The 17,267-nt window shown below is 34.3% G+C and carries 15 protein-coding genes; 6 read left to right on the top strand and 9 right to left on the bottom strand.

Going from position 1 to position 17,267, the window contains the following annotated elements; translation table 11 throughout:
• Positions 1-187 precede the first annotated feature (187 nt).
• Entirely contained in the window at positions 188-2,314 is a 2,127-nt protein-coding gene (locus tag O5637_RS07455) for an HAD family hydrolase (RefSeq protein ID WP_269603860.1), read from the top strand.
• A 52-nt stretch (positions 2,315-2,366) separates the two neighbouring features.
• Here the strand turns inward: O5637_RS07455 and O5637_RS07450 are convergent, their stop codons facing one another.
• Genes O5637_RS07450 through O5637_RS07440 form a run of 3 tightly spaced genes read right to left on the bottom strand, consistent with a single transcriptional unit; the run spans position 2,367 to position 4,042 of the window.
• The gene (locus tag O5637_RS07450; protein ID WP_269603859.1) at positions 2,367-2,618 is read right to left on the bottom strand and encodes a hypothetical protein; all 252 of its coding nucleotides are present in this window, start codon (positions 2,616-2,618) and stop codon (positions 2,367-2,369) included.
• 4 nt (positions 2,619-2,622) lie between these two features.
• Positions 2,623-3,750, bottom strand: coding sequence for a phospho-N-acetylmuramoyl-pentapeptide-transferase (gene mraY, locus O5637_RS07445; protein ID WP_269603857.1), 1,128 nt, complete (start codon positions 3,748-3,750; stop codon positions 2,623-2,625).
• A 16-nt stretch (positions 3,751-3,766) separates the two neighbouring features.
• A complete protein-coding gene (locus O5637_RS07440; protein ID WP_269603855.1) occupies positions 3,767-4,042 on the bottom strand; it encodes a DUF3134 domain-containing protein in 276 nt (91 codons plus the stop codon).
• Positions 4,043-4,320: 278 nt separating this feature from the next.
• Here O5637_RS07440 and O5637_RS07435 point away from each other — a divergent pair, with 278 nt between their 5' ends.
• Together O5637_RS07435 and O5637_RS07430 are read left to right on the top strand one after the other, a co-directional pair.
• Positions 4,321-4,530: a cytochrome B6 gene (locus O5637_RS07435; RefSeq protein ID WP_269603853.1), complete on the top strand. Its 210-nt coding sequence runs from the start codon at positions 4,321-4,323 to the stop codon at positions 4,528-4,530.
• Positions 4,531-4,665: 135 nt separating this feature from the next.
• Positions 4,666-5,868: an argininosuccinate synthase gene (locus tag O5637_RS07430; RefSeq protein ID WP_269603851.1), complete on the top strand. Its 1,203-nt coding sequence runs from the start codon at positions 4,666-4,668 to the stop codon at positions 5,866-5,868.
• A 38-nt stretch (positions 5,869-5,906) separates the two neighbouring features.
• On the opposite strand, the gene rpsF is transcribed toward O5637_RS07430, so the two are convergent.
• The 3 genes from rpsF to O5637_RS07415 form a co-directional block, all read right to left on the bottom strand.
• On the bottom strand, positions 5,907-6,341 hold the full coding sequence (rpsF, locus tag O5637_RS07425) for a 30S ribosomal protein S6 (protein WP_269603849.1): 435 nt from the start codon (positions 6,339-6,341) through the stop codon (positions 5,907-5,909).
• A 75-nt stretch (positions 6,342-6,416) separates the two neighbouring features.
• Positions 6,417-6,875, bottom strand: coding sequence for a Tic20 family protein (locus tag O5637_RS07420; protein WP_269603848.1), 459 nt, complete (start codon positions 6,873-6,875; stop codon positions 6,417-6,419).
• 23 nt (positions 6,876-6,898) lie between these two features.
• A complete protein-coding gene (locus tag O5637_RS07415; RefSeq protein WP_269603846.1) occupies positions 6,899-7,834 on the bottom strand; it encodes a shikimate dehydrogenase in 936 nt (311 codons plus the stop codon).
• Between the two features lie 70 nt (positions 7,835-7,904).
• Between O5637_RS07415 and dnaK the strand changes: the two genes are divergently transcribed.
• A complete protein-coding gene (dnaK, locus tag O5637_RS07410; RefSeq protein WP_269603844.1) occupies positions 7,905-9,797 on the top strand; it encodes a molecular chaperone DnaK in 1,893 nt (630 codons plus the stop codon).
• A gap of 8 nt (positions 9,798-9,805) precedes the next feature.
• Here the strand turns inward: dnaK and O5637_RS07405 are convergent, their stop codons facing one another.
• A complete protein-coding gene (locus O5637_RS07405) occupies positions 9,806-10,927 on the bottom strand; it encodes an NAD(P)/FAD-dependent oxidoreductase (RefSeq protein ID WP_269603842.1) in 1,122 nt (373 codons plus the stop codon).
• 80 nt (positions 10,928-11,007) lie between these two features.
• On the opposite strand from O5637_RS07405, the gene purU reads away from it, so the two are divergent.
• Both purU and O5637_RS07395 read left to right on the top strand, forming a co-directional pair.
• Positions 11,008-11,862, top strand: a complete 855-nt coding sequence (gene purU / locus O5637_RS07400) for a formyltetrahydrofolate deformylase (RefSeq protein ID WP_269603840.1) — start codon at positions 11,008-11,010, stop codon at positions 11,860-11,862.
• Positions 11,859-12,830: an O-antigen ligase family protein gene (locus O5637_RS07395; RefSeq protein WP_332299744.1), complete on the top strand. Its 972-nt coding sequence runs from the start codon at positions 11,859-11,861 to the stop codon at positions 12,828-12,830. Before purU ends, O5637_RS07395 begins: the two co-directional genes overlap by 4 nt.
• Positions 12,831-13,168: 338 nt before the next feature.
• Here O5637_RS07395 and O5637_RS07390 read toward each other — a convergent pair whose 3' ends face one another.
• Together O5637_RS07390 and acnB are read right to left on the bottom strand one after the other, a co-directional pair.
• Positions 13,169-14,527, bottom strand: a complete 1,359-nt coding sequence (locus O5637_RS07390; protein ID WP_269603838.1) for a ClC family H(+)/Cl(-) exchange transporter — start codon at positions 14,525-14,527, stop codon at positions 13,169-13,171.
• A gap of 10 nt (positions 14,528-14,537) precedes the next feature.
• Positions 14,538-17,138, bottom strand: coding sequence for a bifunctional aconitate hydratase 2/2-methylisocitrate dehydratase (gene acnB, locus O5637_RS07385; RefSeq protein WP_269603836.1), 2,601 nt, complete (start codon positions 17,136-17,138; stop codon positions 14,538-14,540).
• Positions 17,139-17,267: the final 129 nt, after the last annotated feature.

Here is a 17,267-nt window from a genome sequence, read left to right as displayed (position 1 = left end):
GATTTCGTTCATATTCCTTAATCTTTAAGATCAATTTTTTCTGACCCTTATTCGTCCATACCTTAAAATTCAGTCATAGCAAGCGTCTTGATGGTTTAATTTTTATTAAAAATAAATTATTATTCTTTCTTTAGGTTTAATCGTCAAAAAATCAGTTAAGAAACATCATTCTTGATAAGGGTTTTTATTGGGCTTAAGACTTTTACATTTAAATTTGCATGGTTTAATCCGTTCACATGATCTTGAGCTGGGCAGAGATTCAGATACTGGAGGTCAAACTTTATACGTTTTAGAATTAGTAAAAGGACTTGCAGCAAGGCCAGAAGTTGAAAAAGTTGAACTTATTACAAGATTAATTATTGATAGGAAAGTATCTTCTGACTATTCAAAGCCTGTGGAAAAGATATCAAGTTGTGCTGAAATTATTCGACTACCTTTTGGCCCTAAGCGTTATGTCAGGAAAGAATTGTTGTGGCCTTATTTAGATGATTTGGCTGATCAAATAGTTCAAAGATTACAGAACGAAAATAATTTGCCAGATTGGATTCATGCTCATTACGCAGATGCTGGTTATGTTGGGTCTTTAGTTAGTAGAAGATTAGGCTTGCCATTGGTTTTTACTGGCCATTCCTTAGGCCGTGAAAAACTTAGAAGATTATTGGCTGCTGGAATAGATCATGACCAAATAGAGCAAAATTATTCAATTAGCAAAAGAATTGATGCAGAAGAATTAGCTTTAGCACATTCAAACTTACTCATAACAAGCACTAAGCAGGAATCTGATGAACAGTATGCTCGTTATGGACGGTTTAGCGCAGATAATGTAGAAATAATTCCTCCTGGTGTTGATTTAAATCGTTTTCATGCAATAAATTTTAATTTAAAGGAAGAAGAAAAAACATTAAACAAACTTTTCAAACCTTTTTTAAGAGATTTAAATCTTCCTCCATTACTAGCTATATCAAGAGCAGTAAGGAGAAAAAATATTCCTGCATTGGTTGAGACTTACGGACGGTCATCAATTTTGCAGCAAAGACATAATCTGATTTTAATTTTAGGTTGTCGAGATGATTCACGTCAGCTTGATAAACAGCAAAGAGAAGTTTTTCAGCAAGTTTTTGAATTGGTAGACAAATATAATTTATACGGCAAAGTTGCTTATCCAAAACAACATAAAAGAGATCAAATCCCCTCAATTTATCGTTGGGCTGCAACTAGAAAAGGACTATTTGTTAATCCTGCCTTGACTGAGCCATTTGGCTTGACATTGTTGGAGGCTGCTGCGTGTGGATTGCCTATGGTTACTACTGACGATGGTGGTCCAAGGGATATTCTTGCTCGTTGTGACAATGGTCTACTTGTAGATGTAACTGATTTAGAAGCGTTGAGAGATGGTTTAGAGACTGCTGGATCCAACCCTTCTGTATGGAATAGTTGGAGTAAAAATGGAGTTGAGGGAGTAAGCAGGCATTTCAGTTGGGATGCTCATATTTGTAATTACATTGCATTGATGCAGAAGCGTCTCAAATTTCTTGCACCTCGAAACTGGACATTTGGAAATATTAAACAAGAGAGTCCTTTCGCTAAAAAGCTAATATTTCTTGATTTAGACAACTACCTTGAGCAATCAAATGGCTTATCAAAATTAAGGAACAAGTTAAAAGATCATTTTTTTAATTACAAAATTCAATTGGGAATTTTAACTGGCAGATCAATTCAAGCTGCTCGTTATCGATACGCAGAAATAGGTCTACCTAAACCTGCAGTTTGGATATGTCAAGCTGGAACTGAAATTTATTATGGTGATGAAAATAAATCAGATATTTTTTGGCAAGATGCAATAAGTGTTGATTGGAATCGTAAAGGCGTAGAAAAGGTTTTGTTCGATTTAAAAGATTATTTAGTCCTTCAATCAACTGAAAATCAAGGTTTGTATAAGGTTAGTTATTTATTAAAAGAACCAAGTGATGCAATTTTACCTTTAGTACGAAAAAGACTTAGGCAGTCTGGACTTGCTGCTTTGCCACATCTGAAATGTCATTGGTATTTAGACGTTGTTCCTTTGCGAGCATCACGAGCAGAAGCCATTAGATTTTTGACTTTACGCTGGGGGTTGTCTCTAGAAAATATTCTTGTTATAGCAAGTCAACAAGGTGATGCTGAGCTGATAAGAGGATTGACCACTAGTGTTATTCCATTGGATCATGATTTATCATTAGACACTTTGAGATCTCAACAAAGAGCTTTCTTTTCTGATGCTCAAGATGGTGTTTTAGATGGTTTAAAACATTTTCGATTTTTTAAAAGTCATTAACCTTTTCTGTTCTTGTAGTTTTAAGAATTATCTTTGAAAAAATAGATAAGTTTTATTCTTTTTCTTCTTCAAGTATTAATGTAAGTTGTTGGTATGGAGGTTCTTCACTAACAAAGCCCCAATCATTAAAAATTTTTGAATCCATATGAGTTATTATTTGTTGTTTATTTCTTTTTTCGACTTTAAAACCTTCTTCTGACATCTTTCTCATAAGTCTTGCAGACTCTTCAAATCTAGCGGCCATAGAATCTAGAGTTTCACAGTCTTTAGTTAGCCCTTCTTCTCTCCAGGTAAAATAGGTCATCTGTTTAATTGAAAGAGCTAGTATTTATTAAAAAAATTAGATTTATCATTACTAACAATAATGTAACTAACCAAAAGCTACCTACAATAAGAATTTCATTGTTACCTTTAAGTTCAAAATGGTGATGTAATGGAGTCATTAAAAATAATCTATGACCTTTTCCTTTTAATCGCTTAGAAATTTTAAAAATACTTACTTGAATTATTACTGATATAGACTCTGCGACAAGTATGCCTCCCATGATCAAAAGAGACCAAAGATTATTTGATATTAAAGCTATACCACCCAGAGATGCTCCAATAGCTAGAGAACCTGAATCTCCCATAAATAATTTTGCAGGATATTTATTTAGAAAAAGAAATCCCATACAAGCTCCAGCCATTGCAATACAAACAGGAGCTAGTGTTGAATTATTACTTGTATTATTTAATAAAATATTAATAGCTAGTCCTGTGAAAATTAATACGCTACATCCACTCAATAAACCATCTAGACCATCAGTTAAATTGGTTGAATTACTTTCAGCTAATAATACAAATATTCCTAAAGGATAAATTAGATTTCCTATATAAATAATATTGCCTGCTATTTGAATATCGTATGGTATTAAATTATTATATGCACAAATAATAATAAAAACAAAACTAAAAAAAAATTGTAAAATTATTTTTTCGTAAGATTTGAGACCAGTATTGAATTGTTTTTTTAAACTAATAAAATCATCTATGAAGCCAATAAACATAAAAGATATAATAACAAAGGTTAAAGTCAAAATAATTTTGTAATCGTCTTTATTAAAATATAAAATATTGCTTATTATTATTCCAATAGGAATAAAAAAAATTCCACCCATTGTTGGAGTTCCTTGCTTAATAAGATGGTTTCTTGGACCTTCTTCTCTAATGATTTGTTGAACCTTAATTTTTTTTAATTTACGTATTCCTATAAAAGTAACAATTGATGATACTAGCGTTGTAATTATAAAAGTAATAGTTAAATTATTAATTTTAAACCAATAATCAGAAAATATACAAGTAATTAATATTAATCCAAATAAAATGAATATTTGATTATTAACACTATAAAAAAATGATATTTTTTTATTATTTAAAAGCTTTATGGATTTTGCCAAAACTTAAGCTAGTAATTTAATCTTCCCATTCTTCATCGGTTGATTCTTCTTCGGCTTTATAGTCTTCTTTTTCTCCCATTAAAGCTGAAAGCTCTTCTTCTTCAACTGTACTTATTTCTTGATCATTTGAATCTTCATCAGCCACTAATCTTCCACTTGTTTCTAGCCAAGATAATAAATCGGGTTCTTCTCTAAGTGGGAGTACAGGAGCAGGCTCTTGTCTGCCATAGCGAGTTAATGCGGGGTTAATGCCGTCTAAATCAGATAAATTGATTTTTTCTAGATCGCTCATATAAATATTATGGTCGATGAATTAACATAGTGCATTATGGATTAATTTTCTAATCTTTATGCTGAGTTCAAAGTTGATATTGATGATTTATACATGGGTTATAGCTTTCTTAGTAAGTATTTCTCTACGCGCAGCAGGTATTCTTCATCCTCACTCCTTTCACATAAACCATTGGTTAGTAGGATGCTTGGTGTTTGGACCTTCCCTTTTTCTTTTAATTTATTTTTTGGTCAAGAGATCTTTCTTCTTAAATCCTTCAATTTAATTTTGATTATCAAGTGACTTCTAAATTTTTATATCTTTATTTTATTTTCACTACTAATGGTGATCTTCAAGATTTATTGATTTTTGGTCATAACATTGATGCTTGGTTAATTTATGTACTTATTTTTTTTGGATTAACTTCATTTGCTTTTATTTCGGTATGGCTCATAGGTTTCTTAGCTGAAAGCCAATCAGGAAAATCTATTAAGCAGCCATGGGAATGATATTGAATCATTTTTACAGTTTTTTAGCCCTTCAAAATATTTAATCAGCATTGATGATCTAAATCAGAAATACTGTCCAATAGTTCTATATATTTAATAAGGAGCATTGAATTTCCTTATCAAGGAGAGAACCATATGGGAAAGGCTAAAAAGGTTGTTTTGGCTTATTCAGGGGGAGTCGATACTAGCGTTTGTATTCCTTACTTGAAGAAGGAGTATGGAGTGGAGCATGTAATTGCTTTTGCAGCAGATCTTGGTCAAGGAGACGAGCTTGATGAAATTAAAAAAAAGGCTATTTCAGCAGGAGCCTCACAATCATTAATTGGTAATTTAGTAAAGCCTTTTATTGAAGATTTTGCTTTTCCTGCAATTAGGTCCAATGCTTTGTATCAAGGTAGATATCCACTTTCAACGGCATTAGCTAGACCATTAATTGCAAAAAAACTTGTTGAAATTGCAAGGGAATTTAATGCTGATGGAGTTGCTCACGGATGCACGGGTAAAGGCAATGATCAAGTTCGTTTTGATGTGACAATAGGAGCTTTAGCTCCCGATTTGCAATTGCTTACACCAGCACGTGAATGGGGCATGAGTCGTGAAGAAACTATTGCTTATGGCGAAAAATATGGAATAGTGCCTCCTGTAAGTAAAAAAAATCCTTATTCGATTGATTTGAATCTTTTGGGGAGAAGTATTGAAGCTGGTCCTCTTGAAGATCCATTTGAGATGCCATCAGATGAAGTTTTTGGCATCACTTCTTCTATTGCTGATTCGCCTAACGAGCCTGAAATTGTAGATATTCTTTTTGAAAATGGTTTTCCAGTTGCAATTGATGGAGAACTAATGGATCCAGTATCGCTGATTAAAAATGCGAATAGTCTTTCAGCAAAGCATGGCTTTGGACGTTTGGATATTATTGAAGACAGAGTAGTGGGAATTAAAAGTCGAGAAATTTATGAAACACCAGGTTTGCTTTTATTAATTAAAGCTCATCAAGAAATGGAAAGTTTAACCTTACCAGCTGATTTATTAGATACTAAATCTAGGCTGGAAAGGCAATGGGCTGACTTGGTTTATAAAGGGTTCTGGTTTAGCCCTTTAAAAGAAGCTTTGGATGAATTTATTAATTATTCGCAAAAGCAAGTTAATGGAACAGTAAGGGTTAGGCTTTTCAAGGGCAATGCTGATGTTATTGGTCGCAAGTCGAAAGAAAATAGTTTGTATATCTCTGACATGTCTACTTATGGAAGTGAGGATAAGTTCAACCATAAATCCGCAGAAGGATTTATTTATGTTTGGGGATTGCCTAGTAGAATTTGGTCTTGGATAAACAAGTAAAATAAAGAATTTTTTTGAATTTTATTTAGCTCTTACTTTTATTCCTTAGCTTCTTCGTTTTTTTCATCTTTGTCAGGTGTTTCAGTCTTCTTATCCTCAGTAGGTTTTATTTCTTCTTTTTCTGTTTCAGATTTTTCTGTTTCATCCTCTTTAGAAGTGGATTTTGGAGTTGGTAAAGGACCATCTTGTTTCACTGTGAGGTAGCGAATAACGTCCTCACTTAACCTCATGGCTCTCTCTAGGATTGCAACTTGTTGTCCATTGCCTGTGTGACTCAATTGCACATATATTCCCTCTTTATGTTTTGCAATGGGGTAGGCAAGTCTTCTTTTGCCTCTCATTTGACTATCTAATACTTCAGTTCCAGATTTCTCAAGAATTTCACTATATTTTTTTAGATGGCTATCTACTTCTTCTTCCGGTATGTCCGGACGAAGAATGTACATGGTTTCGTAATAAGGTTTTTCAGACATGGATGAGATTTCCGACTAGGACTTCTGGCTCATTAAGAGCGACGGAGCCTCAATATTATACCCAGGTGGTAACTTTCACAATTGCATTTTTGTTGCTTGGCTGATTCCTGGCAGATTAGGTTCATTGCCTTGTGTGCAAGACCAAACACAATAAAGAATCACTAAAAACAGACTGATTAATAAAGTACTCGAGAAGGTTCTTATAATTAGTGTGTTTGAAAAAGTACTAGATATAATTTCGAAAGTAAAACTTACTATTATTATTCCAATATTGATTAATAATGATTGGAGTGCATTAAAACGCATAAAGTAAGATACTTTAGTATTTCTTACTAATCCAATAAAGATAGCTAAAAATAATAATAAACTGCCAAAGGGTATTGATCTTTCAATTAAGATTATTGGGATCGCAGGTATTTGAATTATTTGTGTAAAAGGATACTTTATAAATAAATGATTACCAAAGATTAGAGATTCAGACCATGGAATCATATATAGAATAATCCCTAGTATTTTTTCACCTAGTGAAGGCATAATTTATTGTATTTATGCTTAGATTAAACCATTAAATGTTTTTCTGCAGATGATTTCATTGTTTTAACAGGTACGTTATTAAAACCACTCCAAAGTCTTATTGCAATAGCTCCTTGTTCGACAAGCATATCTAGACCATCAATTGTAATACAATTTTTTTGTTGTCCAAGTATTAACCAGTTTGTTGGTCTTGGAGTATAAATCAAATCATACAAGATAGTTTTATTAGATAGACAGTCCCATATTTCATAACCAAGAGGAACATTATCTTGCTTTGCATTTCTGCTATTCATCCCTATTGGAGTTGTGTTAATAATTAAATCGGCTTCTTGTATATATGGTAAAATATTTAATTTTTTGTTATTAATACCTTCAATTAATATCTTTTTATTTGATAATAAATTACTCATATTTTTTACAAAAATATCTAAAGAACTTTCGTTCCTACCAATGATTGTTACTTTTTTAATATTTAATCTACTTAATCCCATTACTACTGCTCTAGCACTGCCTCCGCAACCTATTACAACCACACTTTTATTGCCTAAATTATGATCTTTTAATGGTGTCAAGAATCCTTCTACATCTGTATTAGCACCTATCCATTGATTATTTTTTTCAGGTATAAGTGTATTAACTGCTTGGATGTCATTTGCAATTTCGGTTAACTTATTACAGGCCTTTAATACTTCTTGTTTATGAGGAATAGTTATATTCAATCCCTTGCAGTCTAAGTACCTTAATGCTTTTGTTACTTTTGTTAGATTTTTACTTTCGCAAGGCATTGCTACATAACACCAGTCAAGTCCCATTTCTTCATATGCGGCATTGTGCATAATCGGGGAAAGGGAATGATTTACTGGTTGTCCAAGAAGTCCTACCAGATTAGTTTTTCCAGTGATAGTACTCATTTTTGATAATGCTGATTCAAAATTGCTAAGAGACTGTTCGGGAACCACGCCTCGCCTCAAATAGGTTTCACTGACGAGGATGATATTTAAAGAATGAAATCAAAGGAGCGAATCACTCATGGGGAAGGTTGTCGGAATCGATCTAGGAACTACAAATAGTTGTGTTGCTGTTATGGAAGGCGGTAAGCCTACAGTAATAGCAAATGCTGAAGGATTCAGAACAACTCCATCTGTCGTTGCTTATACAAAAAATCAAGATCAATTGGTTGGGCAAATTGCTAAGCGCCAAGCAGTGATGAATCCTGAAAATACTTTTTACTCCTCAAAGAGATTTGTTGGTCGCAGAGTTGATGAAGTTAATGATGAATCAAAGGAAGTTAGTTATGGAGTTGAAAAAGCAGGCTCCAACGTTAAATTAAAATGCCCCATACTGGATAAGCAGTTTTCTCCTGAAGAAGTAAGTGCTCAAGTTTTAAGAAAACTGTCTGATGATGCTGGTAAATATTTAGGTGAAACAGTTACTCAAGCTGTAATTACAGTCCCTGCTTACTTCAATGACTCCCAGAGACAAGCGACTAAGGATGCAGGAAAGATTGCTGGCTTAGAAGTTCTTAGAATTATAAATGAGCCAACTGCTGCTGCTCTTGCATATGGATTGGATAAAAAGAGTAACGAAAGAATTTTAGTTTTCGATTTGGGTGGAGGAACTTTTGATGTATCTGTTTTAGAAGTAGGAGATGGAGTTTTTGAAGTTCTCTCTACTTCCGGAGATACTCATTTAGGTGGCGACGACTTCGATAGAGTAATTGTTGATCATTTGGCTTCCACATTTAAAGGTAATGAAGGTATTGATTTACGCCAGGATAAGCAAGCACTTCAACGTTTAACTGAAGCAGCTGAAAAAGCTAAAATAGAATTATCAAATGCTACTCAAAGCGAAATAAATCTTCCATTTATTACTGCTACGCCTGAGGGTCCTAAGCATCTTGATTTGACCCTAACAAGAGGAAAATTTGAGGAATTGGCTTCAAACCTTATTGATCGTTGCAGAGTTCCTGTAGAGCAAGCTTTGAAAGATGCAAAATTATCTACTGGAGAAATTGATGAGATTGTTATGGTTGGAGGCTCTACACGAATGCCAGCGGTTAAAGAGTTAGTAAAAAGAGTAACTACTAAGGATCCAAATCAAACAGTTAACCCAGATGAAGTAGTAGCTGTTGGAGCAGCTATTCAAGGTGGAGTTCTTGCTGGAGAAGTTAAAGATATTTTGCTACTTGATGTCACTCCATTATCACTTGGCGTTGAAACATTGGGTGGAGTGATGACAAAAATGATTTCAAGAAATACTACGGTTCCCACTAAAAAAGCTGAAACATACTCAACTGCAGTTGATGGTCAAACAAATGTAGAAATTCACGTCTTACAAGGTGAACGTGAGATGGCTTCAGATAATAAAAGTTTAGGAACCTTCCGTTTAGATGGAATTCCTCCTGCTCCTCGGGGTGTACCGCAAATTGAAGTAACTTTTGATATCGATGCAAATGGAATTCTAAGTGTTAACGCAAAAGATAAAGGAAGCGGCAAAGAGCAAAGTATCTCTATTACTGGAGCATCTACTTTGTCGGATAACGAAGTTGATAAAATGGTTAAAGATGCAGAAATGAATGCTTCTGCTGATAAAGAAAAACGTGAAAGAATTGATATTAAAAATCAAGCTGAAACACTTGTTTATCAAGCAGAAAAACAAATAGGAGAGCTTGGCGATAAAGTAGATGAAGCAGCGAAAGCGAAAGTTGAAGAGAAACGCGTCAAGTTAAAAGAGGCCACAGAAAAAGATGATTATGAAAGCATGAAGACTTTAGTTGAGGAGCTTCAACAAGAATTGTATTCCTTAGGAGCTTCTGTATATCAACAAGCAAATGCTGCTTCTCAAGCTGCCGAAGATTCTAATACTGAAGGTGGCACTGGTGGAGATGAAGTTATTGATGCTGACTTCACCGAGACAAAATAAATATATATTTACTCATTAATATTTATTTGACCCTCTATTTGATTTCCAATCCACTCAGCGCATGCAGGAGCTAACAAAACACCGTTTCTATAGTGACCAGTATTAATTAATAAACCGGGTTCTAGTTGTTTCAATAAGGGAGCAGGTTCGTTAACTGGCTTAGCTCTGATTCCATTCCATTCATGGCAAACTCTTGCGCTAGCCATCCATTTTGGAGCAGTATTGTTCATATTTAACATTTCTTGTTTATTTATAAAGCTTGGTTTCGTGCTTTGTTCGATAGTTGCTCCTATAATCATATGATTTGGATGATGGTGTATAAAGTTTATAGCTTGATAATTTAATATTGCAGGCCATTCTTTCCAATTCGAACTCCTTTTTTTTAACTCTAATTCAATAACTTGTCCTAATATTGGTTCTAAAAGTATTTCATGGCCTAATGGCTTTAATAATTTGTGAGTATTTAATGCAGAACAAATGACAATATAATCTTGAGTAATAGATTGATTATTTTCTAAATCTATATTCCAGTTTTTATCGTATGAACTACTATTTTTACTTATTTTACTAACGTTTTTGTCGATTTTATTTATCTTTATCTGGTCAAGACTTTTCATTAATGACTTTATTAATTGTATCGGATTTAATCGTCCATCTTCATGAGATATTAATCCCCCGATTAATTTTGTTTCAAATATTGAATTCCAAAAAGATAAAGAATTTTTATCTAATAGTTCAATTCCAAAATTTTTTTTATTATTTCTTAATTCAATCATTGATTGATATTCTTTTTCAGAATTTGTTAGTTTAATTAATGGTTTTTCAAATATAAAGCCTGACTCAGAATAGTTTATTTGAGTAAGCCAATCTTTCCATAATTTCATACTTTTATTTCTTAGTGAAAAAGCTCTTCCTTTTGATCTTTTGTAGACATTACCCATGAGAACACCCAAACTAGCTTGTGTTCCATTTTTTGGACATAAATTATTTATTTCTGAGTTTACTGTTGGGTCGATTAAATTTACTTTATAACCTTTTGTCCCTAGATGAAAGGCAGTTGTAATTCCTGCTATACCGCAACCAATAACTGAGATTTCAGTTTGCTTTTTTTCTGATTTTTGGCTATTCATTTGCACAGAATCTATGAAATTTGCTTGTTAATTTTCAATGGGTGGTCTAAAAAAGAGAATAGTTTAAGGATATAGCTTTAGTGAGCATCAAAACAGTTATTTTGCAGTTCATTTGTCCTGATAAACCAGGACTTGTAAGTGATTTGGCAAGTTGGATAGCAAGTAAAAATGGTAATATTAGACATGCTGATCACCATACAGATGCAGATGCAAAATTGTTTCTCAGTCGGATTGAGTGGGATTTAGATGGATTTCTGCTTGATAAAAATGAAATCAAATCTGAAGTAATTTTACTTGAGCAGCGATTTAATGGAAAAGCTGTTTTGAGCTTCTCTGATGACTTTCCTAATGTTGCCATCTTTGTTAGTAAGCAGAGTCATTGTTTGGTTGATCTTTTATGGAGAGTTAAGGCAGGTGAATTATGTATGAATGTACCTTTAGTGATCTCAAATCATTCAGATTTAGAGGAAATTTGCTCAGGATTTTCTATTCCTTTTAAGCTGATAGAAGTAGATAAAAATAACAAAGCAAATTCTGAAAGTAAAATTTTTGATTTGTTAAATGAGTATCAAATCGATTTAGGGGTTTTAGCTAAATATATGCAAATTTTAAGTAGTTCATTTTTAGAAAAGTTTCCTCATCTCATCAATATTCATCATTCTTTTCTTCCTGCGTTTAAAGGTGCTCAACCATATCATCAAGCTTGGGAAAGAGGGGTAAAATTAATTGGTGCAACAGCGCATTACGTTACTAAGGATCTTGATGCTGGTCCAATAATTGAGCAGACTATATCTAATGTGAGTCATCGTGATGAAGTATCAGATTTAATAAGGAAGGGTAGAGATTTGGAACGAGTCGCTTTGGCAAGAGCTTTAAGATTGCATTTAAGACGACAAGTCATGGTTTATAGAGGTAGAACGGCAGTATTTGCATGATAAATAATGCTTATTTCCTAAATTTAAAAAATAATTTTTCAGACAATGTTGGCTGGAGTTGTTTTCAGTTAGGCGTATTTTGTTTGCCGTCAAGCGCATTAATTTCTTATGTATTTTTGCTTGTAGCTCTCTTTGACGGAAGTTTTAAAAGAAGGGATCTCTATTTGAGGGAATATTGGAATTATCCGCTAGTAGTTGTAACTTTTTTGATGGTAATTGGTTGTATTCGTTCTCAAACTGGTTGGTTAGCTTGGCTTGGCCTGTTTAATTGGTTGCCATTCTTTTGGTGTTTTTGGGGCTTGCAACCATATTTGTCAACTCCTGAAAGAAGAAAAAAATGTGCTTCTACGCTTGTTTTAGGAAGTCTTCCTGTTTTAATAACAGGATTTGGTCAGTTATGGCTTGGATGGGAGGGACCTTGGCAGATTTTTGATGGTTTAATAATTTGGTTTATTTCTCCAGGAGGTGAGCCTCTAGGCAGATTGTCTGGGTTGTTCGATTATGCAAATATTACTGCTGCATGGTTATCAGGCGTATGGCCATTCTGTTTGGCGTCAGTTCTGCATCCTTTTATTGTTGGAAGAAACCGAGTTATTCCCTTCGCTCTTTTAATTGCTTTTGTTTCAGCAATGATTTTGACTGATTCTCGAAACGCATGGGGTGCAATCTTTTTAGGTTTACCATTAGTTTTTGGTTCATCATCGTGGATTTGGTTAATACCTTTAATGCTTATTTGCTTTCTTCCGGTGATTATTGCCGTTTTACCATTTTTTGATTTTGGAATTCAACAATTTGCAAGGAGTATTGTTCCTGAATCTATTTGGATGAGATTAAATGATATGCAATTCGTTGATAGTAGACCTTTTGAAGCAACACGTATTGGTCAATGGAAAATAGGATTTAATTTAATTTTTGAAAAACCATGGTTTGGTTGGGGGCTGCAGCTTTTTCAATTCTTTATCCTTTAAGGACAGGTTTATCTCATGGCCATTCTCATAATTTACCTTTAGAATTGGCAATTAGCCATGGTGTTATAGTTTCTTTATTGATAAATATATTTGTGTTTAGCTTATTATTCATTTCTTTTTTTTATAGAATATTTAATAATTTAAATCTTCAAAAAAATATAATAGTTGACCGAGCTTGGTGGACCTCTACTTTAATTCTCATTTGTTTTCATGCGACAGATATTCCATTATTTGATAGCAGAATAAATCTCTTAGGCTGGATCTTGTTGATAGGTCTTAGATGCATGATTTATAATTCTAAAACTATAATTTTTCATTAAAAAATTTTTTAGAAAGCTTTATATTAATTCCTCTTCTTCAATTGTAATTTGTCTTTCATAAATTGAATGTTCATTAAATATTCTGGCAGTTAAAAAGCTAGCTATACATGTAATCAAGAGTGGTTTAAGTATTAAAAGATTTTTAGTTAACGCGAAGGCTAAAAACATCGCAGTTAATGGGGTTCTTGAGCATCCAGCCACGAATCCACCCATTCCTGCAAAAATATATGTTGTTGGCACATGGCCCGTTAATATTTCTACTCCTATACCGCTAGCTAATCCTATCGCTCCTCCTAAGGTGAGCATTGGGTAAAATAAACCACCTGGAGCTCCAGAGGCTGCTGCTAAACCAGACGCAAAAAATAAAACCAAAAATATACTTATTGCGAGGATAAAACTACTACTTTCATTAACAATAATATTTTGTAATCCTTCAATATTATGAAAACTTTCTGGAATTATTGAATACATTGAACCAAGTAATAATCCGGACAAACTCATTCTTTGAATAGTTTTATTTTTAAACCATTTGTTTCCTAGGACTTGCATCTTTAAAACGTATTGGCAATATATTTCTGCTAAGGATCCAAGTAAGATTCCTAAAACTATTAGGTATAAAAAGTCTATCGGAAAGAATTCTATTACTGGCGTATATGCTCTCTCTAATTGAAAACCTAAATTATCAACAAATCTACCAGCTTTTTCATCAAGTCCAATCGCTTGCAAAATATCAGCGCAACTATCAGCCCAGAATGTTGTTATTACTACTAGTAAGAGAACTACTGGTCTCGCTGAATTTAGAAGTTCCTCAATTGCATAAATAAAGCCACCAATTGGAGCACTAAAAATTGCAGCAATTCCAGCACCTCCTCCTGCTGCAACTATGACTCTACGAAATGAAATGGGTGCTTTTAGCCATTTTGCCATTTTCCAAGCAACAGATCCTCCCATTTGTACTGCTGGTCCCTCTGGTCCTAGGGGGAATCCACTGCCAATAGCAATAATTCCAGCAAAAAGTTTGACGATTCCAACTCTTAATCCCATAGGGACAGGCTTATGACGAAGGAAAGCAATGATGTGACTTACACCTGCTCCTTTTGCTGCAGGGGCAAAATTTTGAATGAGAGATCCAGAAATCAAGCCTCCTAATGCGCCTAATATTGGCAAAATTATCCATCTAGGTATATATGCAAGAAGCTTTGATCGATAATCTTCTAATGCATGAATTCCAGTTTTAAATAATATTCCTGTTAATGCTGCTCCTAAACCTGTAAGTATGAGAGCAAGAATTACATTTAGCCATTTCCTCTGAAGAAGTTTTTTTATGCTTTGACTTGATTTTTTTTTAATGGGATTTTGACTTTGACTTGTTATCATTTAGTTCAATTTAGGTTTGTAAAATAGAGGCCTCTTCTTCTTTTGTTATTACACGGCCATCTTCGATAAAGTTTGGTATTTCATCAAAGTTTAAGTATCTATATATTTCGTTAGTTAAAGGGGAAACTTTTTTGGAAGCTATTGCAAGATATTCATCAGTTGTAGGTATGTGACCCAACAAAGCACAAACAGCGGCCAGTTCTGCACTTCCTAAGAACACCTGAGCTCCTTTCCCTAATCTGTTGTTGAAATTTCTTGTACTGGTTGAGAAAACAGTTGAATTATCTTCTACACGAGCTTGATTGCCCATGCATAGAGAACAACCAGGCATTTCCATTCGGCTACCAGCTTTTTCAAAGATCTCGTAATATCCTTCTTTTTTCAAAATTTCCTCGTCCATTCGTGTTGGCGGACATACCCATAATCGTGCTGCTATCTTCCCTTCTCCTTCAAGAATTTTTGCAGCGGCTCGATAATGACCAATATTAGTCATACACGAACCAATAAAAACTTCTTGAATGGTAGTGCCTGCGACTTCGCTTAAAAGTTTGACGTTATCAGGATCATTAGGACAAGCTAAAACAGGTTCTTTAAGTTCATTCAAGTTTATTTCGATGATTTCTGAGTATTGAGAATTTGAGTCGGCTGTTAGTAAATCTGGTTTTTTTAACCAATCTTCCATTTCTTTAATCCTTCTACTTATTGTTCTTGGGTCTTTATATCCCCTCGCAATCATATTTTTAAGTAAAACAATATTACTTTTTAAATATTCACTGATTGTTGATTCAGAGAGTTGAATAGTGCATCCAGCACAAGATCTTTCTGCACTTGCATCAGTTAACTCAAAGGCTTGCTCTAATTTTAGGTTTGGTAGACCTTCAATTTCTAATATTTTTCCATTAAACACATTAACTTTGTTTGCTTTCGCTACGGTCAGAAGACCTTGTTGTATAGCCATCCATGGAATGGCATTAACTACATCCCTTAAAGTGACGCCAGTTTGTAAAGACCCTTTAAAACGAACAAGAACTGATTCCGGCATATCTAAAGGCATGGAACCAATGGCTGCAGCAAATGCTACAACTCCCGAACCTCCTGGAAATGAGATGCCCAATGGGAATCGAGTATGACTATCACCACCTGTCCCGACTGTGTCGGGTAAAAGCATCCTATTTAGCCAACTATGAATAATTCCATCACCGGGTTTTAATGCTATACCTCCCCTTTCAGCAAAAAAATCAGGGAGTTCTTTTTGGGTTTTGATATCAACGGGCTTGGGATATGCTGCCGTATGACAGAAACTCTGCATAACTAAATCAGCAGAAAAACCTAAACAGGCTAATTCTTTCATTTCATCTCTAGTCATTGGACCAGTGGTATCTTGACTACCTACTGTTGTCATTATTGGTTCACAACTTGCGCCAGGGAGCACTCCTTCTAAACCGCAAGCTTTTCCAACTATTTTTTGAGCTTGCGTAAACCCGTGCTTTGATGCAGGTGGCTGACCAGGACGAATAAAAAGAGTAGAGGGAGGAAGTTTTAATTTTGTTCTCACTTTGTCTGTCAAAGCTCTTCCAATCATTAAAGGAATTCGCCCACCTGCTCTTACTTCATCAGTAATAGTTTGTGGTTTTAAGTCAAATTTTGATAGAAGTTCTCCACTGTTTGCCTGATTTTTACTTCTTCTAACTTCTCCTTTGTAAGGGAAAATAGTGATGACATCTCCTGTTTTGAGATTGCTTACATCACATTCAATTGGAAGTGCACCTGAATCTTCAGCAGTATTAAAGAAAATAGGAGCAATTTTGCCTCCTATTACAACCCCACTCCCTCTTTTATTTGGTACGTAAGGTATGTCTTGTCCTGTATGCCAAAGGACAGAGTTTATTGCTGATTTTCTAGAGCTTCCTGTCCCAACGACATCGCCAACATATGCGATTGGATATCCTTTCTTTTTTAATTCTTCAATAGTGGCTAAACCATTTGGGTCTCGAGTCTCTAGCATCGCTAGAGCATGTAAAGGAATATCTGGTCTTGTGGTGGCATGAGTTGCTGGAGAGAGGTCGTCTGTATTTGTTTCTCCTTCAACTTTGAATATTGTTAATGTTATTTCTTCAGCTAAGGGTTGTTTATTAGTAAACCATTCTCCATTGGACCAGCTATTTATAACTTTTTCTGCATAAATATTTTTTTTCGCTAATTCAAAAATGTCGTTTAAAGCATCATAAACTAAAAGAGTATTACTCAATGCGGTACAAGCTGAAGATGCTAATTCTTTATTATTAGATTTTAGTATTTCAATTAATGCTGCCACATTATATCCGCCAATCATTGTACCTAAAAGCTCAGTTGCTTTTAACGGACTTACTAACGGACTTTGTGATTCTTCTTGAGCAATTGAACTAAGCCAAGTCGCTTTGACATAAGAGGCTTGATCAACTCCAGGAGGAATTCGATTGACCAGAAGATCCAGTAAGAAGTTTTGGTCGGATTCTTTCTCTGGTTTTTCTAATAACTCTGTTAAATCTTTAGTCTGTTTTGCATCTAAAGGAAGCGGAGGGATTCCTAAAGCTTCTCTTTCTGCAACATGTGATAAGTAATTTTTTAGCATTTTTAAATCTCAACAGAGGATGTATTTGAGTGAGGGCCTTGTGTTTTCATTGTTTACAACTGCATGTTTCTTGAACAAACATTCAGATAATGCAACTTATTACCCCCCTATGACTGATACTTCTCTAAT

It is taken from the genome of Prochlorococcus marinus str. MIT 0917 (genome assembly GCF_027359575.1).
Lineage (GTDB): Bacteria > Cyanobacteriota > Cyanobacteriia > PCC-6307 > Cyanobiaceae > Prochlorococcus_B > Prochlorococcus_B marinus_D.
The sequence above is the reverse complement of the archived record's forward strand: the minus strand, read 5'-3'. Positions and strand labels throughout refer to the sequence as shown.